The 21,512-nt window shown below is 62.7% G+C and carries 19 protein-coding genes; 4 read left to right on the forward strand and 15 right to left on the reverse strand.

Annotated features, from left to right (window positions below):
* Window positions 1-6: 6 nt before the first annotated feature.
* The 3 genes from ctaC to AC3A4M_RS10540 all read right to left on the reverse strand — a co-directional run bounded on the left by ctaC (window position 7) and on the right by AC3A4M_RS10540 (window position 3,011).
* On the reverse strand, window positions 7-852 hold the full coding sequence (gene ctaC / locus AC3A4M_RS10530) for an aa3-type cytochrome oxidase subunit II (RefSeq protein WP_498735708.1): 846 nt from the start codon (window positions 850-852) through the stop codon (window positions 7-9).
* A gap of 191 nt (window positions 853-1,043) precedes the next feature.
* Window positions 1,044-1,430 (reverse strand): HesB/IscA family protein, encoded by a 387-nt coding sequence (locus tag AC3A4M_RS10535; RefSeq protein WP_074702333.1) that lies wholly within the window; start codon window positions 1,428-1,430, stop codon window positions 1,044-1,046.
* A 156-nt stretch (window positions 1,431-1,586) separates the two neighbouring features.
* Window positions 1,587-3,011 (reverse strand): dipeptidase, encoded by a 1,425-nt coding sequence (locus AC3A4M_RS10540; protein ID WP_498735709.1) that lies wholly within the window; start codon window positions 3,009-3,011, stop codon window positions 1,587-1,589.
* Window positions 3,012-3,072: 61 nt separating this feature from the next.
* Here AC3A4M_RS10540 and AC3A4M_RS10545 point away from each other — a divergent pair, with 61 nt between their 5' ends.
* On the forward strand, window positions 3,073-3,666 hold the full coding sequence (locus AC3A4M_RS10545; RefSeq protein WP_498733476.1) for a DUF3043 domain-containing protein: 594 nt from the start codon (window positions 3,073-3,075) through the stop codon (window positions 3,664-3,666).
* Between the two features lie 129 nt (window positions 3,667-3,795).
* On the opposite strand, the gene AC3A4M_RS10550 is transcribed toward AC3A4M_RS10545, so the two are convergent.
* A complete protein-coding gene (locus tag AC3A4M_RS10550) occupies window positions 3,796-4,875 on the reverse strand; it encodes a quinone-dependent dihydroorotate dehydrogenase (RefSeq protein ID WP_498735710.1) in 1,080 nt (359 codons plus the stop codon).
* A gap of 85 nt (window positions 4,876-4,960) precedes the next feature.
* On the opposite strand from AC3A4M_RS10550, the gene AC3A4M_RS10555 reads away from it, so the two are divergent.
* Entirely contained in the window at window positions 4,961-6,028 is a 1,068-nt protein-coding gene (locus AC3A4M_RS10555; protein WP_498735711.1) for an alpha/beta hydrolase, read from the forward strand.
* Here AC3A4M_RS10555 and AC3A4M_RS10560 read toward each other — a convergent pair.
* The 3 genes from AC3A4M_RS10560 to leuA all read right to left on the reverse strand — a co-directional run bounded on the left by AC3A4M_RS10560 (window position 6,025) and on the right by leuA (window position 9,427).
* Complete coding sequence (locus AC3A4M_RS10560; RefSeq protein ID WP_498735712.1) at window positions 6,025-6,828, reverse strand: isoprenyl transferase; 804 nt, start codon at window positions 6,826-6,828, stop codon at window positions 6,025-6,027. The two genes, AC3A4M_RS10555 and AC3A4M_RS10560, sit on opposite strands and share 4 nt — an antisense overlap.
* On the reverse strand, window positions 6,825-7,577 hold the full coding sequence (gene recO, locus AC3A4M_RS10565) for a DNA repair protein RecO (RefSeq protein WP_074702323.1): 753 nt from the start codon (window positions 7,575-7,577) through the stop codon (window positions 6,825-6,827). The genes AC3A4M_RS10560 and recO overlap by 4 nt, the downstream gene beginning before the upstream one ends.
* Window positions 7,578-7,672: 95 nt before the next feature.
* Entirely contained in the window at window positions 7,673-9,427 is a 1,755-nt protein-coding gene (gene leuA / locus AC3A4M_RS10570; RefSeq protein ID WP_498735713.1) for a 2-isopropylmalate synthase, read from the reverse strand.
* Between the two features lie 211 nt (window positions 9,428-9,638).
* On the opposite strand from leuA, the gene AC3A4M_RS10575 reads away from it, so the two are divergent.
* Complete coding sequence (locus tag AC3A4M_RS10575; protein ID WP_498735963.1) at window positions 9,639-11,579, forward strand: M13 family metallopeptidase; 1,941 nt, start codon at window positions 9,639-9,641, stop codon at window positions 11,577-11,579.
* Between the two features lie 93 nt (window positions 11,580-11,672).
* Here AC3A4M_RS10575 and AC3A4M_RS10580 read toward each other — a convergent pair whose 3' ends face one another.
* The 5 genes from AC3A4M_RS10580 to AC3A4M_RS10600 form a co-directional block, all read right to left on the reverse strand.
* Entirely contained in the window at window positions 11,673-13,139 is a 1,467-nt protein-coding gene (locus tag AC3A4M_RS10580; RefSeq protein WP_498735714.1) for an LCP family protein, read from the reverse strand.
* A gap of 214 nt (window positions 13,140-13,353) precedes the next feature.
* Window positions 13,354-14,322: a GTPase Era gene (gene era, locus AC3A4M_RS10585; protein ID WP_498735715.1), complete on the reverse strand. Its 969-nt coding sequence runs from the start codon at window positions 14,320-14,322 to the stop codon at window positions 13,354-13,356.
* The gene (locus tag AC3A4M_RS10590) at window positions 14,319-15,638 is read right to left on the reverse strand and encodes a hemolysin family protein (RefSeq protein ID WP_498735964.1); all 1,320 of its coding nucleotides are present in this window, start codon (window positions 15,636-15,638) and stop codon (window positions 14,319-14,321) included. The genes era and AC3A4M_RS10590 overlap by 4 nt, the downstream gene beginning before the upstream one ends.
* Before the next feature lie 20 nt (window positions 15,639-15,658).
* A complete protein-coding gene (gene ybeY, locus AC3A4M_RS10595; protein ID WP_498735716.1) occupies window positions 15,659-16,132 on the reverse strand; it encodes an rRNA maturation RNase YbeY in 474 nt (157 codons plus the stop codon).
* A 3-nt stretch (window positions 16,133-16,135) separates the two neighbouring features.
* A complete protein-coding gene (locus AC3A4M_RS10600) occupies window positions 16,136-17,173 on the reverse strand; it encodes a PhoH family protein (RefSeq protein WP_139003488.1) in 1,038 nt (345 codons plus the stop codon).
* A gap of 510 nt (window positions 17,174-17,683) precedes the next feature.
* Between AC3A4M_RS10600 and AC3A4M_RS10605 the strand changes: the two genes are divergently transcribed.
* Complete coding sequence (locus AC3A4M_RS10605; protein ID WP_498735717.1) at window positions 17,684-18,430, forward strand: Gmad2 immunoglobulin-like domain-containing protein; 747 nt, start codon at window positions 17,684-17,686, stop codon at window positions 18,428-18,430.
* A 16-nt stretch (window positions 18,431-18,446) separates the two neighbouring features.
* Here AC3A4M_RS10605 and AC3A4M_RS10610 read toward each other — a convergent pair whose 3' ends face one another.
* The 3 genes from AC3A4M_RS10610 to hrcA form a co-directional block, all read right to left on the reverse strand.
* The gene (locus tag AC3A4M_RS10610) at window positions 18,447-19,217 is read right to left on the reverse strand and encodes a 16S rRNA (uracil(1498)-N(3))-methyltransferase (protein ID WP_498735718.1); all 771 of its coding nucleotides are present in this window, start codon (window positions 19,215-19,217) and stop codon (window positions 18,447-18,449) included.
* 2 nt (window positions 19,218-19,219) lie between these two features.
* Window positions 19,220-20,347 carry a molecular chaperone DnaJ gene (gene dnaJ / locus AC3A4M_RS10615; protein ID WP_498735719.1) on the reverse strand — a complete coding sequence of 376 codons (1,128 nt, stop codon included), beginning with the start codon at window positions 20,345-20,347 and terminating at the stop codon, window positions 19,220-19,222.
* Window positions 20,348-20,426: 79 nt separating this feature from the next.
* Window positions 20,427-21,440, reverse strand: a complete 1,014-nt coding sequence (gene hrcA, locus AC3A4M_RS10620) for a heat-inducible transcriptional repressor HrcA (protein WP_498733450.1) — start codon at window positions 21,438-21,440, stop codon at window positions 20,427-20,429.
* Window positions 21,441-21,512: the final 72 nt, after the last annotated feature.

Genomic DNA, 21,512 nt, shown 5'->3' on the forward strand with positions numbered 1-21,512 from the left:
CCTTCCTTACTCAGCCGATTCGGCGTACGGGTTACGGTCATATTCCTCACCGATCTGACCGTCTTCAAGCTCGCTCATGCGCTGCTCGAATTCGGCCTCGGAGACGACCTCCACACGGAACAGCATTTCCGAATGGTATTCGCCGCAAAGCTCGGCGCACTTTCCATCAAAGACGCCTTCACGCTGAGGAGTCAACGTAATGTAGTTGGTCTTGCCCGGGATCATGTCCACCTTCTGCAGGAACGCAGGTACCCAGAAGGAGTGGATGACGTCGCGGGAGTTGAGCTGCAGCTCTACGCTCTGGTTCACCGGCAGGTAAAGAGTGGGCAGAGTCTCCGGGATACCGGTTTCGCCGGTCAAGTGTGCCTGAACGCCTGAGAAGTACTTGTCTTCCGTGACGTAGTTAAAGTCCCAGGACCACTGCTTACCGCGGATATCGATGATCTGGTCCGGGTTGTCGTCCCGGGCCGTGATGGCGCTCATGTCCTTTTCGGTGAAGTAGAACAGCACCATAACCATGACCAACGGTACAGCCGTGTAGAAGATTTCCAACGGCAGGTTGTAGCTGATCTGGCGCGGGTAACCCGTCTCGTTCTTCCGGCGGCGGTACGCCACGATGCACCAGATAATCAGGCCCCAAGTGATGACGCCGATGGCCAGTGCGGCAATCCAGGAGTTCACCCACAAATCGATGATCCGATCGGAGTGGTTGGTTGTACCCCGTTCAGTGGGCAACCATCCCATTCGGACTTCTTCTGAACATCCCGTCAACAACAGCGCGCCCACTGCGCCAAGGCCCGTAGCCTTGGTGATCCTGGCGCGCCGACTGCCGGTTCGGTCGTGCGAACTCACAGACGGCCCTTCCTCTTGTTTCGTGCAAGTGATGCGCACGCGGCACGGAAATTTCCGCGCTGAGACCGCGCACGCATATTCAGTTTTACTACTCACTGTAGAGCTTACCCTCACCGATGACGTGGATGTGACAGATTGCCTCCGTGCGTCGGCGTCGGATCCCGGCCCTCGGGCTGCCTACAGGGCCCGTTCTAGTGGAACGAGTCTCCACAGGCACAGGACCCACCGGCATTCGGGTTATCGATGGTGAAGCCCTGCTTGGAAATGGTGTCCTCGAAGTCGATCGAAGCACCGCTGAGGTAAGGAACACTCATCTTGTCCACGATGACCTCAACACCGTCGAAGTCGCGCACTGCGTCCCCGTCCAGCATGCGCTCGTCGAAGTAGAGCTGGTAAATGAGCCCCGAACATCCGCCGGGCTGTACGGCAACGCGCAGACGAAGATCTGTGCGGCCCTCCTGTTCGAGCAGGCTGCGGACCTTGCCGGCTGCAACGTCGCTCAGGGCAACCTCGTGCGTAGGCAGTTCAGCCTCGGTCTGGGTTGTGGTGTCGGTTGCAGTGCTGGTGGTTTCACTCATTGCTATTCCTTATCTTTGACTGGCCAGCAGGTGACCTGCTGCTATCACTCAGCGGTGCTCTGGCTCCCCTTCTATGTTACGACCCGGGCAGTTATTTCGGGCAACCGGCCAATCTGCGGCCGTGATGGCGGCTTCCGCGAAGCGATACGAACCGATTCATTGGCCGGCAACGTTTAGGCGTGCCAGCAACAGCGCCTCGGCCAGCACCGCATTGCGGAAATCACCCAGATGGAGCGATTCGTTCGCGGAATGGGCGCGTGAATCGGGATCTTCTACGCCCGTAATCAGGATCTGCGCCTGCGGAAACAGCTCGGTCAGATCAGCGATGAATGGTATTGACCCTCCCATGCCCGCCTCGACCGGCTGTGTATTCCACGCTGTTCCAAGTGCCCAGAGCGCGGCCTGGGCAGCCGAGGCGTTTGTGTCGGTGGCGAATGCGTTGCCTCGTTCCCCGGGTACAAAGGACACTTCAGCCCCGAAGGGGGCATGATTGCCGATATGGGCGGCAATGGCTTCCATGGCTGCATCAGGATCCTGGCCAGGCGCCAGCCGCATACTGATTTTTGCGCGTGCTGAGGGCAAGAGAGTGTTAGAGCTCAGCGCTACGCTGGGCACGTCCATGCCAATGACAGACAGCGCCGGCTTGTTCCAGAGCCGGTCTGCGATGCTTCCTGTCCCTGCAAGCTGCACTGACTCCAGCACCGAACTGTCCCGACGGAAATCTTCCTCGGGATAGTCCACGGCTGCAGGTCCCGCGGAGACAAGTCCCTCGATGGCCACTTCACCGGCGTCGTCGTGGAAGGTTGAAATGAGCCGGGCCATGAGCGTGGGCGCATCCAGCAAGGGTCCGCCGAACATACCCGAGTGCACGGCGTGTTCCAGTACCCGCAGGTCGATAACCCCGTCTACCAGCCCGCGCAGGCTCGTGGTGAGGGCAGGTACCCCTACCTTCCAGTTGGCTGAGTCGGCGACGATGATGATATCGGCGCGGAGCAGTTCCTGGTGCGTTTCCAGGAACGTGCGGAACGTCGGGGAACCTGCTTCTTCTTCCCCTTCGATAAAGAACGTCACGCCGACGCCGAAGTCCTCCCCCATGGTCGCCAGCAGCGCCTCCAAAGATGCGACATGGACCATGATGCCGGCCTTATCATCGGCCGCGCCTCTGCCGAAGAGCCGCCCGTCCTTTTCGGTTGCGGCGAAGGGTTCGGTTTTCCAAAGCGCCGGGTCCCCCGGGGGTTGGACGTCATGGTGCGCGTACAAGAGGACTGTGGGTTTGCCTGGGGCGGCCGGACGCCGGGCCACCACAGCGGGACCACCTTCGGTCTCTCCGTTGGAAACACTGAGGATCTGTACGTCGGTCAGGCCCAGGCCGCGTATCAGTTCGGCAACGGTTTCGGCACTGGTTGCCAGCTCGGCCGGGTCGAACGCCTCCCAGGCGATGCCTGGTATGGCGACGAGTTCTTTCAAGGACGTAATGGTCTGGCCCATCCTGGCGTCGACTGCCCCGGCGAGGGCGTCGATGTCGACAGGCTGAGCGCCTGTTGCCGCCGGATGATGGCCGGAATCAGAAGGACTTGTCATACCGGCCACCCTACCCTCGGCCGCGGCACGGGCGGCAAGGACTGCAAGGTATTCTGTAGGGGTGTTTGGACGAAAAAAAGAGGCTCCCTCGCCCCAGGAAACCGTAGACCAGCAGGCCCAGGCCGTCCCTGAACGGGACCAGGTGCCGGGCAAAGGCGCGCCGACGCCCAAACGGAAGGCCCAGGAAGCCGCGCGCAAGCGTCCGCTCGTTCCGAACGACCGTAAAGCGGCACGGGCCGCCAGCCGGGATGCGCAGCGCGAAGAACGGATCCGTATGCGCCAGGCCATGGACACCGGGGACGAGCGCCATCTGCCGTTCCGCGACAAGGGGCCGCAGAAGCGCTTCGTCCGCGACTTCGTTGACGCCCGTTGGGTCCTCGGCGAGTTCCTGATCGTGTTCGCGCTGATCTTCGTTGTACTCAGCTTCATTCGCGACCTGAACGTCCAGGCCATCATTCTGGTCGGTTTCTGGATTCTGCTCGCCTGCGTCGCGATTGACGCCTTTATCCTGGGACGCCAGCTCAAGAAGCGGTTGGTGGCAAAGTTCGGGGAGTCGGAACGCGGCGCCGTTTGGTACGGCGTGATGCGCGGACTGCAGTTGCGCCGGATGCGTCTGCCCAAGCCGCAGGTTAAGCGCGGTCAGTACCCCTCTTAGGCAACCACCCCAGTAAAACCTACCGGGGGCCGGATCATGAGATCCGGCCCCCGGTATTTTAACCGCTCCCAGCTCCCAGGCGGCGCAGGGCTTTCAACCGGCCAGTCAGCGGTTGGGAGCCTACGGCAGCTAAACGGCGGCTGCCTTACGGCTGCGTGCCAGGTCGCGGTTGATGCGGGCGGCCCAGAACGGACCTTCATACAGAAACGCAGTGTAGCCCTGGACCAAGCTGGCGCCGGCGTCCAACCGTTCCTGCACATCTTCCGCCGTTTCGACTCCCCCGACGGCTACCAGCGTCAGCGAATCCCCGACGGCGGTCCGCAGCCGCCGCAGCACCGCAAGGGATCGTTGCTTAAGAGGAGCGCCGGAAAGGCCGCCGGCGCCACAGGAGGCGACCTTGTCGGCGTCGGACTTCAAGCCATCGCGCGAAATCGTGGTGTTGGTGGCGATGATGCCGTCCAGTTTCAGCTCGAGCGCCAGGCGCGCCACGTCGTCGATGTCTTCGTCGCTCAGATCGGGAGCGATCTTGACCAGCAGCGGCACATGCCTGCGTGCCACGGAGTCGGCGGTCTCCCCTACTGCCTTCAGCAGCGGCCGCAACGTGTCAACGCTCTGCAGCAACCGCAGCCCAGGAGTGTTGGGCGAACTGACGTTGACCACCAGATAATCGGCGTTGGGCGCGAGCAGGCGGGTACTCTTCAGATAATCCTCCACCGCGTCATCGAGTTCCACCGTCTTGGTTTTGCCGATATTCACGCCGATCGCGGGACGGCTGGTGCCCAGGCGGCGCTGCAGCGACCGCTGTGCCGCGGAAATGCGCGGTCCAACTGCCGCTGCGCCGTCGTTGTTGAAGCCCATGCGGTTGATTACCGCCCGGTCCTCAACCAGCCGGAAAAGCCTCGGACGAGGATTCCCAGGCTGGGCTGAGCCCGTGATGGTGCCGACTTCAACGCAGCCGAAGCCCAGGTCGAACAGCGCTTCGATGCCGTGGCCTTCCTTATCAAAGCCCGCCGCGAGGCCGAAGGGCGACGGGAACGACAGGCCCAACGCCTGGGTCCGCAGCGAAGCGTCGGGGGCGGTCAGACGCCGCAGCAGGGAGCCGGCACCGGCACTGTGGGCCAGACGGATCAGCCGGAAGCCGATGGTGTGGGCACGCTCGGGATCCATCCAGGAAAAGGCGGCACGAAAGAACAGGGGGTACAGGCGCATGATCCTAGTTTTACGGTAATTGCCCCGGCAACCAAACCAGCCGGGTGAAAGGCTTAGCATGAGTGCAAGAAGTGGAAGGAGCCGCATGCCAACGGTCTGGACCGAGGACATTCTCGGCGCGGGTTTTGAATCGGCGACTTTGGAGGTGCCGGCCGCTGACGGCGGCCGCCGGCGTGCAACGCTTGTCCGGCACCTGCCCGAGGCATCGGGCATACCGCCCGGTCCGCAGGCCGTGCTGTACCTGCACGGTTGGAGCGACTACTTCTTCAATGCCGAACTCGCCGCTTTCTGGCACCGGCAAGGCGTTTCCTTCTACGCGCTAGACGTCCACAACCACGGGCGTAATCTGCGCATCGCTGAGCAGGAAGAGAACGACGACGGCGCTCCCGCCCCCGAAGGCGCGGATCCCGGCGCGAGGACCGCGGGCGCGGGCGACCTGGCCGGGTATGCCAGCGACCTTGCCGACTACGACGGCGAGATAGCAGCCGCAATGGATGCCGTGCGGGAGGACACCGCGTCCCGGCTGGACCTGCAGCCTGGCGTGGTGAAGACCATCCTGATGGGCCATTCCACCGGCGGCCTGGTGGCGGCGTTGTGGACGGACCGCAATCCGGGCGCCGTGCACGCCCTGGTACTGAACAGCCCCTGGCTGGAAATGCACCGGAGCTCACTCGTACGCCGGGCTGCCGCCACCGTCATCGATCCGATTTCACGGATCAGGCCGGAAGCCGAAATCAGGCTCCCGGCCCGCGGTTTCTACTGGCGCAGCATCAGCAGCGAGGCGGAGGGAGAATGGGATCTGGACCCGAAGATGCGCCCGCAGTACGCATTTCCCGTCCGGGCCGGCTGGCTTAGCGCCATCTGGCAGGGACAGGCCGCCGTGGACAAAGGCCTCAACATTGGCGTACCCATCCTCGTGCTGACATCTGCCCGGAGCGTCTACGGCCCCTTGTGGCATGAGGAAATGAAGTCCGCAGATGCAGTGCTTGACGTCGAGACGATGGCCGCCAGCGCCGTCAAGCTCGGCTCAAGCGTGACCGTCGAGCGGATCGATTCTGCCCTGCACGACGTCTTCCTCTCCAAATCCGAGGTCCGGACGGACGCATACCGCCGGCTCGAACGGTGGATCAAAGCCTACGTGCTGGGCAGCTAACGTGCCGCCCGCCCCGCCGGTTTCGCCGCGTCCACTGCGCCACCGTAACGGCGGTCCCGGCGGGCATAAATCTCGATGGCTTCCCAGAGCGTCCTCCGGTCCACGTCCGGCCACAGGGTGTCCATAAAGACCATTTCGGCATAGGCGGACTGCCAGAGCATGAAGTTGGAGAACCGCTGCTCGCCGGAGGTGCGCAGGAACAGATCCACATCGGGCAGGTCCGGTTCGTCCAGATACCGCCCGATGGTCTTCTCCGAGACCGACGACGCCTTCATCCGGCCGGCAGCGACGTCGGCCGCAATGGCTTTGGCCGCATCGGCAATCTCAGCGCGGCCACCATAGTTCACACACATGTTCAACGTGCAGGTGCTGTTGCCGATGGTTTGCTGTTCAGCCACCTCGAGTTCCTTGACAACGGACTGCCAGAGCCGGGGTCGCCGGCCGGACCAGCGGATGCGGACACCCCACTCGTCGAGCTGGTCCCGCTGACGGCGCAGCACGTCTTTGCTGAACCCCATCAGGAAACGCACTTCATCCGGAGAGCGCTTCCAGTTCTCCGTCGAAAAAGCGTAGACGCTAACGTGCTTGACCCCGATCTCGATGGCACCCGCCATAACGTCGAGCAGTGCAGCTTCACCCGCCCGGTGGCCTTCGGTGCGGGGCAATCCCCGCTGGTTCGCCCAGCGGCCGTTTCCGTCCATCACGATCGCCACGTGCTCAGGTACGAATGTTGCCGGAACCGCCGGCGGCGTGGCGCCCGAAGGGTGCGGATCGGGACTGCGCGGGGTTTTGGGACTCACACTCTCTCCACGTGTTTGAGGGACTTCAGGGATCGTTCCAGATGCCACTGCAGATAGGCGGCGACCAGCCCGGCCGCCTCGTTCCGGGCACCGGTCACGGAACTGTCTGCCGCGGGCCAGTCGGCGCTCAGCAAAGCTGCCAGCAGCGTCATCGTAGCCGGTGCGGGCGACGCCGAGCCCGGCGGCCGGCAGCCATGGCACACCGCACCGCCCAGCGGGGCCGAAAAGGCACTGTGCGGCCCTGGCTCTCCGCAACGCGCGCAGTCGGTAAAACTCGGAGCCCAGCCGGCCGTGGCGAGTGCCCGCAGCAAGTAAGAATCCAGGATCAGTTCGGGTGCATGGACGTTGCGGCTTAGCGCCGACAACGCACCGATGACGAGCGCATAGTGCGCGGAGGTGGACTCCCCGTCGATATCGGTCAGTTTCTCGGCAGTCTCGCAGATAACGGCTGCCGAGGTGTACTTTCGATAGTCGGCGGCAATGTCCCGCCCGTACGGCCCCAGCATCTGGGCCTGCGTCACGATGTCGAGATTCCGCCCCTTCACCAACTGCAGGTCCGTCACCATGAAAGGCTCCAGCATCGCACCGAATTTGCTGCTCGTGCGGCGCACGCCCTTGGCAACCGCCCGGACCTGGCCATGGCGTTTGGTCAGCAGGATAATGATGCGGTCTGCCTCGCCGAGCTTGTGCGTGCGGAGGATAACGCCTTCGTCCCGGTAGGTGCGGGAGGCAAAGGATCTGTTGGACACGTAGCTATTGTCCCACCGGCAGACCCGGCTCCGCACAACAGCACGGAGCCAGGTCGGCCCGGGGAGCCGGTTGCATCAATCTCGGCCGGCGCGTGTCAGCTGGCGACGGCGGGGGAAGCAGACGCGGCGTCGCGCACAGCGCGGTTGACTGCAGAGATCACGGCTTTCAGTGAAGCCATCGTGGTATTTGTGTCGATACCGACGCCCCACAGCACGCGTTCCCCCACGGCGCATTCCACGTAGGCCGCAGCCCGTGCGTTGCCGCCCTCGGAGAGCGCATGTTCGGTGTAATCCAGGACCCGCAGATCCACACCGTCCTGGCTGAAGATATCCAGCAGGGCCGCGATCGGGCCGTTTCCTTCCCCGCTGCGCCGGTGCTGCACGCCGTCGATGACCATCGTCGCCGTCAGGTGCGTTGAACCGTCCTCGGCCGTGTCCGTCTTGACCGAGCCGAGCGAGTAGCGGCCCCAGACGCGCTCCGGCGTCGGCAGGTATTCGTCATTAAAGACTTCCCACAACTGCGCGCCGCTGACTTCGCCGCCGACCGTGTCGGTCCGCCGCTGGATGACGCCGGAGAACTCGATCTGCGCACGGCGCGGCAGGTCCAGGCTGTGTTCGTTCTTGAGCAGGTACGCCACACCACCCTTCCCCGACTGGGAGTTGACGCGGATGACTGCCTCGTAGCTGCGGCCCAGGTCCTTGGGATCAACCGGCAGGTAAGGAACGGCCCAGGGAATCTCGTCAACCGTCTTTTCGACGGCGGCGGCATCCTTCTCCATGGCCTCGAAGCCCTTTTTGATGGCGTCCTGATGGGAGCCCGAGAACGCCGTGAAGACGAGGTCGCCGCCGTAGGGCGAACGCTCGGGCACCGGCAGCTGGTTGCAGTACTCCACTGTGCGGCGGATCTCGTCGATGTTCGAGAAGTCGATCATCGGATCGATGCCCTGGCTGAAAAGGTTCAGGCCCAGCGTCACCAGGTCCACGTTGCCGGTCCGCTCTCCGTTGCCGAACAGGCAGCCTTCGATGCGGTCCGCACCGGCCAGGTAACCCAGTTCGGCGGCGGCCACGCCGGTCCCCCGGTCGTTGTGCGGGTGCAGCGAGAGAATGACGTTTTCGCGGTTGTTCAGGTTCCGGGACATCCATTCGATGGAATCCGCGTAAACGTTGGGGGTGGCCATTTCGACGGTGGCCGGCAGGTTCAGGATGACATTGCGGTCGGGCGACATTTCGAAAACATCGGTGACAGCGTTGCAGATCCGGGCCGCGAACTCGAGCTCGGTGCCCGTGTAGGACTCCGGCGAGTACTCGTAGGTCACGTCGGTGCCCTTCAGGCCCTCTTCGTACTTCCGGCACAGCCGTGCGCCCTGCAGGGCAATATCGACGATGCCGTCCATGTCCTGGTTGAAGACCACTCGGCGCTGCAAGACGGAAGTGGAGTTATAGAGGTGGACGATGGCGCGGTCGGCGCCTTCAAGGGACTGGTACGTCCGCTCGATCAGGTGCTCGCGGGACTGGGTCAGCACCTGGATGGTCACGTCGTCCGGAATCCGGTCGCCTTCGATCAGTTGGCGGACAAAGTCGAAGTCCAGCTGGGAGGCGGAAGGGAATCCTACTTCGATCTCCTTGTAGCCCATGCGCACCAGCAGGTCGAACATCTTGTGCTTGCGTTCGGGGCTCATCGGGTCGATCAGGGCCTGGTTGCCATCGCGCAGGTCCACAGCGCACCAGCGCGGGGCGGCAGTGATCAGTTTGTCCGGCCAGGTGCGGTCGGGCAGTTCAACGGTGATCTGGTCCTGGAACGGAACGTACTTATGGATGGGCATTCCGGATGGCTTCTGTGCGTTACGCATGTTCGTTGGCCTTTTCTTCAGAGTTCTTTTTGAGATTTTGGCCGGGCAACACGAACTCCGCAGCGAGGGTTCGGCCTGTCAAACAGAAGTTCGCGTGGCCTCGCCGCGGCAGCTAAGAAGAAGCAGATCTGCGCGCACAATTTCACATTAGCACGGTGCGTAGGATGAAGGGGAAACCGTGTCAGCGGTCCGTTACGAAAGGAAGTTTGCCTTGGTTCATTCCGGCATTGCCCTGACCCACGTTGATCCCGCGGTCCGTCCGCAGGACGATCTATTCCGGCACGTTAACGGGAAATGGCTCTCGGAAACAGTCATCCGGGCGGACCGGCCACTGGAAGGGTCGTTCACCGCCCTGCGGGATGCATCGGAAGCCGCCGTGCGCGAGATCGTCGAAGAGTCGGCAGCCAGCCCTGACCCGCAGTCACCGGCAGGCAAGATCGGCCTGCTCTATTCCGGATTTATGGATACGAAGACGATCGAATCGAAGAAGTTCGCGCCGGTCCAGCCGCAACTCGACGCTATCGACGCCGTTTCGGACCGGGACGAACTGCTGGCTTTGCTGCCGGAATTCACCCGCAACGGCGCCGCCTTCCCGCTGGCGTTCTTCGTCAATAACGACGCCGGAGATCCCACCCGCTATCTCGTCTACCTCTATCAGTCGGGGCTGGGACTGCCGGACGAGGCCTATTACCGCGACGAAGACTTTGCCGACATCCGGACCGCTTACCACGCTTACGCCGTCCGGTTGCTGCAACTGGCCGGATTCGATTCCAGCGAAGCGGACGCCGCGATCTCGCTTGAGCACAAGCTGGCGGCCGGACACATGGACAAGGTTTCCTGCCGTGATCCGCAAAAGACATACAACCTTCGCTCTGTAGCCGAGCTCTCCGAATCCTTGCCGTGGGTAGGGTCGTGGCTTGCCGGCCTGGGCGCGGAGGGCAAGGCCGTGAGCGAAGTCGTGGTGTGCCAGCCGGATTTCGTGAAGACGCTTGGCAGCCTGCTCGAAGATGAGCCCTTGGATGTCTGGAAATCCTGGTTCCGGCTTCAGGCGCTCACCGCGGCGGCACCCTACCTGCACGCGGAGGCGGTTGACACCCACTTCAGTTTTTACGGCAAGACGCTGAGCGGCATACCGGAACTGAAAGAACGCTGGAGGCGGGGTGTGGCGTTCGTGGAAGGCGCTCTGGGAGAAGCTATCGGCCGCGAATACGTGGACCGGCATTTCCCGCCGGCACACAAGCAGCGGATGGAGGAACTGGTCGCGAATCTGATCGAGGCTTACCGGCAGAGCATCACCTCCCTGTCCTGGCTCAGTGCAGAGACAATTGAGCGCGCGCTGGAGAAGCTTGCGGCCTTCCGGACGAAAATCGGCTACCCAACCAAATGGATCGACTACTCCGGTTTCGCCGCCGGTGATGATGTGTGGCAAAACGTGCTGGAGGCGAATGCCTTCGAGGTCCGCCGCAACCTGGCGAAACTGGAAGGCCCGATTGACGCCGAGGAGTGGCACATGACTCCGCAGACGGTCAATGCTTACTACATGCCGACGATGAATGAGATCGTGTTCCCCGCGGCCATCCTCCAGCCACCGTTCTTCGATGCGGATGCAGACATGGCGGCGAACTACGGGGCAATCGGCGCCGTCATCGGCCACGAAATCGGCCACGGGTTCGACGACATGGGTTCGCAGTACGACGGCACGGGCGCGCTGCGCAACTGGTGGACAGACGGTGATCGGGAAGCATTTGAGCAGCTCACCTCCCGTCTGGTGGACCAGTTCTCGGTCCTGAGCCCCGAAGAAGCCCCCGGCAATACCGTCAACGGCGAACTGACACTGGGCGAAAACATCGGCGATCTCGGCGGTCTGATCATTGCGTTCAAGGCGTACCGGCTGAGCCTTAACGGGGAGCCGGCGCCCGAGATTGACGGTCTCTCCGGCGACCAGAGGTTCTTCTATTCGTGGGCCGAGTGCTGGCGCCAGAAGATCAGGACCGAAGAATCGGTACGGCGGTTGACCATCGATCCGCACTCACCGAACGAATTCCGCTGCAACCAGATCGTGCGCAACATGGTCGAGTTCCATGACGCCTTCTCGGTCAGCGAGGGCGACGAACTATGGCTTGCTCCATCGGAGCGGGTACGGATCTGGTGACCGCTCTGGCCCCTTAATGCTGTGGGACCTGCCTTTCCGGCAGGTCCCACAGCATTTAACGTGCGTTGGTGCAGTAGCGGCTTGCACCTGGATCTAGAAGCCGCCGGAACCCTGACAAGTAACCTGGTCGGCAGTCTGTCCGGTGAAGTTACCGCTCACTCCCCCGGTCGGATCCAGCTTCTCACCGGTGGTGAAGTCCTTTCCGACAGAAACCGTGACGCCGTAACGGGTTTCGGACGACAGGACGTTGGCCTTGGGCACGTTCAGCTCCTCCGCAAGGGCACGCGCAACGTCTTCGAAGCCGGCTGAATAGAAGATCTGGGTGGCAGGGCTGGTGCTCTCGGCCCTGGCCACGGTTTCCGCCGGAGCGCTGAGCAGATACCCCAGCAACTGCAGCTGTTCAGCGACCTCCTCGCTGCGGCCTTCGGCACCGGATCCGTTGAGGACCTGCACCGGCTGCACCGATGGGTCGAAGGAGAGTGTCTCTTCCGGTTCAGGCTCGGCTGTCTCCGACGGCTCTTCGGTCTCCTCCGGAGCCTCGGTGGGCGAAGCGGAAGGTTCGGGCTCGGAACCAGCCGTCACGTCGCCGTCGTTCCTCAGAATCTCGAACAGCTTCTGCCCTTCTACATCGTCCATGACCAGACGGTTCGGATTCGGCTCATACAGCGACGTGGGCAGCGAGACGAAGGCAACCTTGCCCAGGTCGACATTCTTGAGGCGGTCGGCCAGGGCCAGCAGCTTGGTGATTTCGGTCAGGCCTTCGTCGACCGTGAGGTTCCTTGCCACCGCATCGGCGATATTGTAGAGCCGGGGTACGTTCGTGAGCGTGCCCTCGGACATGATCTTGCGGGCCATCGAGGCCAGGAAGCTCTGCTGCGCGCGAATGCGTCCGCGGTCTCCGCCGTCTCCGAACGCGTGGCGCGTCCGCAGGAACGCCAGCGCCTGCTCGCCCTGCACTGAACTGACGCCGGCGGGCAGCACCAGGTTGGAATAGGTGTCGTTAATCGGTTCATTAACGCAGACTTCGACGCCGCCGATGACTTCGGAGAGCTCCTTGACCGCGTTGAAGTCCGCCATCATGAAGTGGTCGACTTCCATCCCGGTCAGCTCATTGACGGCCGCGACCGTGCACCCGGGGCCGCCGTAGCTCAAGGCGGTGTTCAACTGGGCGAACTCCTGTGCGGGATATACCTGCCCGGTTTGGGGATCCTCGCAGGTGGGAATGTCGGTCAGCAAGTCGCGCGGCAGGCTGACCACGGTCACCCGCTCCCGGTCCGCGGAAAGGTTCATCAGCATCATGACATCGGAGTTACCTTTGCCGTCTGATGAGGGATCCTTGCCGTATGCGCCGCCTGTATTGTCGCGGGAATCGGTGCCGAGAATGAGGATCTGGACCGGGTCGGTGCTCAGATCCACCGGCAGGCCGGTTGCACCGGTACCCAGGTTAAGCGGCTCGGCGGTGAGGCTGGCGCGCAGGCCCATGACTTTGACAACGACGACGCCGATTCCTGCGATCAAAGCGCAGGCCAGGACCACCGCAACGATTTTCAGCCAACCCATGCGCTTGGAGGAGCGCAGATGCCGGGCGGTGTCGCGCCGGGGCTGGGGGGCTTGTCCCCCACGCACAGGCTGACCCGGTGCAGCGCCTTCTTGGAACAGTGGATCATCACTGGAACTGCCGCGACGACCCACGGATGTTCCCCCTCACTACGGTTAAGTCAATAGATTGCTACATATTTTACGGGCAGACGCGGTGAAAAGTTCCCGTGGACTGCTAGAAGCCGAGCCGGACCAGCTGTTTCGGGTCCCGTTGCCAGTCTTTGGCGATTTTCACATGAAGATCAAGGTATACCCGCGTACCCAGCAGTGCCTCGATGCCACGCCGTGCCTTGGTGCCGACATCGCGAAGCCGCGCGCCACCCTTGCCGATGATAATGGCTTTCTGGCTTGAGCGTTCGACGAAGAGATTGACCCGGACGTCCAGCAATGGACTGTCCTCACTGCGTCCCTCGCGCGGAACGATCTCTTCCACCACTACGGCCAAAGAGTGCGGCAGCTCGTCCCGGACACCCTCCAAAGCAGCCTCGCGGATCAGCTCGGCTACCATCACCGCCTCCGGCTCATCAGTCAACTCACCGCTGGGATACAGCGGCGGAGACAGCGGCATGCGCGAAATCAACACATCGGTAACCGTGTCGACCTGGAAGCCGTCGGCTGCCGAGACGGGAACGACATCGGCAAAACCATCCGGAAAGACCTCGGCACCCAGTGCGGTGACGGCCAGCAGCTGCTCCGCCAGCGCAGCCCGGTCCACCAGATCGGTCTTGGTGACCAGCGCGATGACCGGCTTGTTCGCCAGCGCGGCCAGCTGGTTGGCGATAAAGCGGTCCCCGGGACCGATCTTTTCGTTTGCGGGGAGGCAGAAGCCGATCGCGTCCACCTCGGAGAGCGTGTCGGCGACCAGATCGTTCAGGCGCTGTCCCAGGAGCGTCCGCGGCCGGTGCAGCCCCGGCGTATCCACCAGCACCAGCTGGGCGTCCTCGCGGTGGACGATGCCGCGGATAGTGTGCCGGGTGGTCTGCGGCTTGGCCGAGGTGATGGCCACCTTCTGCCCCACCAACGCGTTGGTCAGTGTCGACTTGCCGGCGTTCGGCCGCCCCACGAGCGAGACAAACCCGGCACGGTAGTTCTCCGGCCAGCCTTCGGTTGCCATGGCAACAACTATGCCTTTGTTTGGACTCATCGTTCTGTCTCCGATTCCGCACCTGCGGGTGCCTGGCTGGCGGCAGCGGCGCCGTTGTCGGCAGCCACTGAATTCTCTTGGTCTGTGGGCGGCTGGAACCATACAAGGACATGCGAGACGCGGTTCCGCCTGCCCTCAAGCCTTTCGGCATACAGGTGGAGACCATCGATCTCCACCTGGCTGCCGACGATGGGGACCCGTCCCAGGGTTTTGGCCAGCAATCCGCCGACCGTGTCGACTTCCTCGTCGTCCAGATCCAGATCGAAGAGTTCGCCGACGTCGTCAATGCTGGTGCGTGCGCTGATCAAGTATCGCCCGTCCGGCTGCGGCTCGATCTCGGGACTCTCGGAATCATACTCGTCGACAATTTCGCCAACGATTTCCTCAATCAAGTCTTCCAAAGTGACCAGACCTGCAGTGCCCCCGTATTCGTCGATGACGATAGCCACATGGGTGGACTCCCGCTGCAGCTCCTTGAGCAGGTCGCTGACCGCTTTTGACTCCGGCACATACCGTACATCACGGGAAGCCTCATCAACCATGGTCGTCGTCGCCGTTCCGGGCCTCGAATGGAGCCGCGCGGCTACATCCTTCAAATAGAGGATACCGCGCACTTGATCCGCACTCTCGCCGATGACCGGGATGCGTGAATAACCCGAACGCAGGAACAGGGACATCGCCTGCTGCAGGGTCGAGCCGGAATCGATAGTGAGCATGTCGGTGCGCGGCACCATCACGGCGCGCACCTTGGTATCGCCCAGCTCGAAGACCGAGTGGATGAGTTCCGCTTCCGCGTCTTCGATCATTTCCGCCTCGCTGGCACGGTCCACAAGGTCGCGGAACTCCTCCTCAGAGAAGAAAGCGGCATCTGCCCGCGGGGCATTCGGCGCGATTGCGCTGCCCAAGCGCACGAGCCAGCCGGGTACCGGGCCGAGAATTCCGCACAGGAAGCGTATGGCGGGAGCCGTTGCCTTAACCACGGCGGGAGCGTGGATGCGGCCGAACTGGCGTGGCGAAACGCCAACCAGCACGAAGCCCACCGCCGCCATGGTCACCGTGGCGAGCAGTCCCGCCAGCCAGATGTTATCCAGCAGGTCATGGAAAAGCAGGGCGACCGCAACGGCGCCCGCCATTTCAAACCAGACACGCCAGAACCGCAGGGCGTGCATGTGGGCTACCGGCGCTTGGAGCACCATCGCCAATGTACGTACGCGCCCGCTGGCCAGAAGCTGTTCGGCTTCCTGCCGCGGTAGGTAGGTAAACGCTGCCTCAGCGGCGGTCAGTACTGCCGCGAAGAGCGTGAAGGCCAGCGCCATGCCGGCCAGGGACCCAATGATCAACGCGTGGTCTCCGTGGGCGCTTCCTTGCCCAGGAACGCAGCGAGCAGTTGGCGTTGGAGGGAGAACATTTCCTGCTCCTCTTCCGGCTCGGCGTGGTCGTAACCGAGCAGGTGCAGAAGGCCGTGCGTGGCCAGCAGCAGCATCTCGTCGCCAATGCTGTGGCCGGCCTTTTTGGCCTGCTCATCCGCGACTTTCGGGCAGATGACGATGTCGCCAAGGACCCCGGCGGGGCTGGGCTGCGCCGCTGTGCCCGGCCGTAGTTCGTCCATGGGAAAGGAGAGCACATCCGTGGGCCCCGGTTCGTCCATCCACTCAATGTGGAGCCGTTCCATGGCGTCCGTGTCGACCAGGATGATGGAGAGTTCGGCTTCCGGGTGCACATAGAGGCTTTCGAGCACATAGCGGCCGAGGCGGGCCAGGCCGGCTTCGTCGGCGTCGTACTCTGTCTCGTTGTTGACTTCGATGGCCACGTGCTAGCTCTCCTGTTCCGTCCGCCGCCGCCGGGCTGTCGAGGGCTTCCGGCGTTCGTCGTCCCAACGGCCGTACGCGGTGACGATGTCGCTGACCAGCCGGTGCCGGACCACGTCCGAAGCCTCCAGCATGGAGAAATTGACGTCATCCACACCCTGCAGGATCTCACTGACGATCTTGAGTCCCGAGCTCGTGCCGCCCGGAAGGTCGATCTGCGTGACGTCGCCCGTCACTACCATTTTCGAGCCGAAGCCCAGCCGGGTCAGGAACATCTTCATCTGTTCCGGGGTGGTGTTCTGCGCTTCATCCAGAATGATGAACGCATCGTTGAGGGTCCGGCCGCGCATATACGCCAAAGGGGCGACCTCAATGGTGCCCGCTGCCATCAACCGTGGAATGGAATCCGGATCCATCATGTCGTGCAGTGCGTCATAGAGCGGACGCAGGTAGGGGTCGATCTTGTCACTGAGCGTGCCGGGCAGGAAGCCGAGCCGCTCCCCCGCTTCAACGGCCGGACGCGTCAGGATGATCCGGTTGACTTCCTTGTGCTGCAGGGCCTGGACGGCTTTGGCCATGGCCAGATATGTCTTGCCCGTTCCCGCCGGGCCGATGCCGAAGACAACGGTGTTGTTGTCGATGGCGTCCACGTAGTTCTTCTGATTCAGCGTCTTCGGACGGATGGTCCGTCCGCGCGAAGAAAGAATGTTCAGCGTCAGCACTTCGGCCGGCCTGGCAACTGATTGCTCGCTGAGCATGCGCAGCAGCTGTGCAACTACCTGCGGCGACACACGCGTGTCATTGGCAGCCAGGGTGCGGATTTCCTCCAGCAGGCGCTCCGTGCGGTCGACGGCAGCAGGCGGGCCGGAGATGGAGAGTTCGTTGCCGCGTACATGCAGATTCACGTCGCTGAACTCGGATTCTATGAGCCGGAGCACCTCATCCTGGGCTCCGAGTGCCTTGACCATATGTTCCGACGATTCAAAGTGGATGGAACGGTTACTGGATCCGAGCGGATCCACATCCAGACGTGTTTCCGACATAAAGCGGCCGGCAGGCCTTCCATCTCCCCTTAGCTAGTTCGACTGTTGTGTGGGATTGCTGTACATCTCAATGCTACGGCAACGGCCGGATGTCGTTCCCGAAATCCATGCATGACCGGTAGATATCGATCCTGTCTCAATCGTGCATCAGTCCGGTTGAGAGACGGCCCAACCGCGCGTCTGGACGCCGGCAGTATGCCAAGCTGGTTTTTCAGGTACCAGAAGGTGCCGCCATCAGACTTCCGTTCGCGTACAGGACGCCGCCATGAGTTGAGGAGGAATCCGGTCATTTCCAGAGAGCAACACCACCGGCCGCACCATGCAGCCCCGCGCCGATTCCGCGCGTGGCTGGCAGTGTTGACCCTTGGCTCCATGGTCATGATTGGTTGCACGCCTTCCGGTAACGGTCCGAACGGCCAGACTTCCATGCCGGCGGGCAGCGGCCAGCCGAGCATCCAGAGCAGTCCCCTGGTGACCAGTGCTCCGGTGGAAACATTGCAAAGTACTGCTTTGTCCCCGGTCTATTGGCTGGGCACTAATGCCGACACCGTGTTCCTCTACCGCGAGTTCCGCGAAGCGGAGGATCTTGGTGATCCGATCACTAGTGCAATCAGCGCGGTCACCAAGCTGCAGCCGCTGGACCCGGACTACTTCAATCCTTGGCAGCCTGCGTCAAAAGTTGGAGCCTCCATCACCAACGGATCCGTCATTACGCTGGACATCTCCTCCGACGCTTTTAAGTCCGATGTGGATGCCGGGATTGCGGAACGTGCAGTGCAGCAATTGGTCTACACCGCCACCGCTGCAGCTGCCAATGCCGGTTTGAGTACCGCGGAAAACCCGCTCGACGTCGTGATCCTGGTTGACGGGCATTCCGGCTACAAGGCATTCGGTCATGTGGAGCTCGGCGAGCCGATGTCCCGCGACGCCAATCTCAGTGCACCGATCTGGATCATTGATCCACAGCATGGAGCTTCCGCTGAAGGACGGGTGGAGGTCTACGGGCGCGGTGTAGCCTTTGAATCCCAATTGTCCTGGCGCATTTCGCGGCTGGAGTCGGCGGAAGACACCGGTGAAGGAAGCATCCTCGAAGAGGGTACGGTGCAGGTTGACTCAGCTGCGGGTGAAACCGGTGAGTTCCGGTTCAGCCAGGAGCTCGATCCTGGCACATACCGGGTTACGGTCTTCCACGAGGACATGAGCGGCCGTACCGAGGAGCCTCAGAATGCTGACAGCAAGGTTTTCACGGTCAGGTAAGCGGGCCAGACAGCGTTCAGTTCCAGCGGCCCAGCCGCTCGCTGAGCAGCGCGACGGCGGCCGGCCCGGCAGTTGAGGACCTGAGCACATGCGGGGCCAGGATCACCGGCACCGCCCCCGCCTCACGCATCTGCTCGACCTCGCGGGGACTCATGCCGCCCTCGGGCCCGACGATCATGAGAATGCTCTGCTCCAGGTCTGCTTCCGATTCCAATCCGCTTCTCTGGACCGCTTCTGCCAGCGACAGCCGGGCGTCCTCGTGGAGGATCAGCGCCAACCTGCTCTCGCCGATACGTCCACAGAGCGATTTCAAATCAACCAGCGGCGCGACGTCAGGAACTGTGGCGCGGCGCGCTTGCTTCGCGGCGGAACGGACCGTCGATTCCCACTTCGCCATCCCCTTGGCAGCCTTGGCGTCGCGCCAGCGGACAATGCTCCGTTCGGCCTGCCAGGGAACTACCTCGTCCACACCCAGTTCCGTGGCAGCTTCGATCGCAAGTTCATCACGGTCGCCCTTGGCCAACGCCTGGACGAGCGTAAGCCGGAAGGGTGCCGCGGGTTCCGGGGCAACGGTCTCGACGGAGACGGTCAGGCTCTCCGTACCCGTCGAGACGACCGTTCCGGAAAGCCGCATGCCCCGTCCGTCCACGACGTCCACGCTCTCGCCGGGGCTCAGACGCTTAACCGCGACAGCATGCCTGGCCTCGGCACCGGTCAGGACGAATTCCTCACCGGATGCCACCTCCGCCAGTGCTCCAGGTTCGGTGAAGAAAACGGGATTGGTCACTGTTAGAGATTGCCGAGCTTGTCCCGCAGCCGGGCAAACACGCCGCTGCCGCTGCCCGCAAGCTTGCCCTCGGTGAACTGCTCGTCGCGCGACGCTGCCAGCTGGCGCAGCAGTTCCTCTTGCTCGGAATCGAGTCGGGTGGGCGTTTCCACGTGCACATGGACCTTCAGATCGCCGCGGCCGTAGCCCCGCAGATGCGTCACCCCAAGCCCCTTGAGGGTGATGACCTCGCCCGCCTGGGTACCAGGCTTGATGTTCAGCGACTGCGTCCCGTCGAACGTGTCCATGTCCACATCCGTACCGAGGGCCGCAGCCGTCATGGGTACCGCCATCGTCACATGGAGGTCGTCGCCCTCACGGATGAAATTCTTATCCAGGGCAACACGGATCTCGACGTAGAGGTCGCCCTGGGGGCCGCCTGCCGTACCTGATTCGCCCTGCCCGGCCAGCTGGATCCGGGTGCCCGTTCCGACACCTGCCGGAATTTTGATGGTCAGCGAGCGGCGGCTGCGGATGCGCCCCTCCCCATTACATTCGTTGCACGGGTCGGGAATGATCGTGCCGAAGCCCTGGCAGCTTCCGCAGGGAGCGGCGGTCATGACCTGCCCCAAGATGGAGCGGACGGCACGCTGTACCTGGCCCGAACCGCCGCAGATGTCGCAGGTCCGCGGGCTCGTGCCGGGACGGCAGCAGCTGCCGTCGCACGTGGGGCAAACGACGGCGGTGTCCACTTCGATCTTCTTATTGACGCCGAACACGGCATCTTTGAGATCGATGCGGACATTGATCAGTGCGTCCTGTCCGCGGCGCGTGCGCGAAGGCGGTCCGGCAGTGCCCTGCCCACCGAAGAAGGTTTCGAAAATATCCTGGAAGGCGAACCCAGCACCCGAATAGCCGCCGCCGAAGCCGCTGTCCGTGCCGTTCTCATTGCCTGTGGTGTCATATACCCGCCGCTTCTGCGGGTCCGACAGCACCTCGTACGCATGGCTGACCTGCTTGAACTGTTCCGCAGCCTCCGGCCCGGTGTTCACATCAGGGTGGAGCTTGCGAGCCAGTTTCCGATAGGCCTTCTTGATTTCCTCAGCAGTGGCATCGCGGCTGACACCGAGTACGTCGTAGTGGTTGCTCACCTTGTATTACTTCTCTTCCTGGGAATCGGTTGCGGACAGCGGCTCCCGCTGCCCATGTTGCTGCTTGTTGGCCGGCTGCCTATCCGGCAAGGATGCGTGACAAATAACGGGCTACGGCGCGGACGGCGGCCATAGTAGTTGGATAATCCATCCGGGTTGGACCGAGGATGCCCAGCTTGGCTGAAGAACCCGGACCATAGCCTGTTGCGACCACGGATGTTTCCACCAACGAACCGTACGGGTTCTCATGTCCAATGCGTACGGAAATCCCGCGGGCGTCCTGCTGCATCTCCGACAGCAGGCGGAGCAGGACCACCTGTTCCTCGAGCGCCTCGAGGATGGGTCCGATACTCAACGGGAAATCCATGGGGGAACGGGCCAAGTTGGCCGTGCCGGCCATGAGGATACGTTCCTCTTGTGTGGCTGCAGCAAGATTTTCCAAGGCCGCTGAAAGCGGTGGCACGATAGCCTCCGTGCCGGGTCTGACGTCTTTCAATCCGTTCCGCAGCAGCCCGCCCACCGAATCGAGGGGGTGCCCGGCCAATTCGGAGAGATAGGCCGATCGGAGGTCGGATAATTCTTCATCCGTGACGGGATCAGGCAGGGAAATGACCCGCTGCTCAACTTTCCCGTTGTCGGCAATCAGGACAACGAGGACCTGTTGCGGTGCGAGCAGGACAAACTCGATGTGCCTGGTGCAAGCACGCCCCAGCCGCGGATACTGGATTACGGCTACCTGATTGGTCAGCTGGGATAACAACCTCACGGTGCGATCCATGACATCATCCAGGTCGCCCGCGCTCTCGAGCAGGGCTTGGATGGCACGGCGTTCTGCGGAGGAGAGCGGTTTCACATCCGAAATCCGGTCGACGAAGAGCCGGTAGCCCTTGTCCGTTGGAATGCGGCCAGCGCTAGTGTGCGGAGCGACAATCAGGCCTTCTTCTTCCAGAGCAGCCATGTCGTTGCGGATTGTGGCCGAGGAAACACCTAAATGGTGGCGGTCAACCAGTGCTTTGGACCCCACGGGTTCGCGCGAATGCACGTAGTCTTCCACGATAGCGCGCAGCACCTCGAGCCGACGGCCTTCGCTCACTGGGCACCTCCTGATTTCGTACGGCTGCAGCAGACATGCCGGTTAGCACTCAACACGTCCAAGTGCTAAGTC

Source organism: Arthrobacter sp. Soil_C_60 (genome assembly GCF_057656375.1).

Coding starts and splice junctions, on each gene's coding strand:
- AC3A4M_RS10535 (WP_074702333.1), bottom strand. CDS start 1,430: ATGAGTGAAACCACCAGCACTGCAACCGACACCACAACCCAGACCGAG.
- AC3A4M_RS10540 (WP_498735709.1), bottom strand. CDS start 3,011: ATGACAAGTCCTTCTGATTCCGGCCATCATCCGGCGGCAACAGGCGCT.
- AC3A4M_RS10550 (WP_498735710.1), bottom strand. CDS start 4,875: ATGCGCCTGTACCCCCTGTTCTTTCGTGCCGCCTTTTCCTGGATGGAT.
- AC3A4M_RS10555 (WP_498735711.1), top strand. CDS start 4,961: ATGCCAACGGTCTGGACCGAGGACATTCTCGGCGCGGGTTTTGAATCG.
- leuA (WP_498735713.1), bottom strand. CDS start 9,427: ATGCGTAACGCACAGAAGCCATCCGGAATGCCCATCCATAAGTACGTT.
- AC3A4M_RS10580 (WP_498735714.1), bottom strand. CDS start 13,139: ATGGGTTGGCTGAAAATCGTTGCGGTGGTCCTGGCCTGCGCTTTGATC.
- era (WP_498735715.1), bottom strand. CDS start 14,322: ATGAGTCCAAACAAAGGCATAGTTGTTGCCATGGCAACCGAAGGCTGG.
- AC3A4M_RS10590 (WP_498735964.1), bottom strand. CDS start 15,638: ATGGCGCTGGCCTTCACGCTCTTCGCGGCAGTACTGACCGCCGCTGAG.
- AC3A4M_RS10600 (WP_139003488.1), bottom strand. CDS start 17,173: ATGTCGGAAACACGTCTGGATGTGGATCCGCTCGGATCCAGTAACCGT.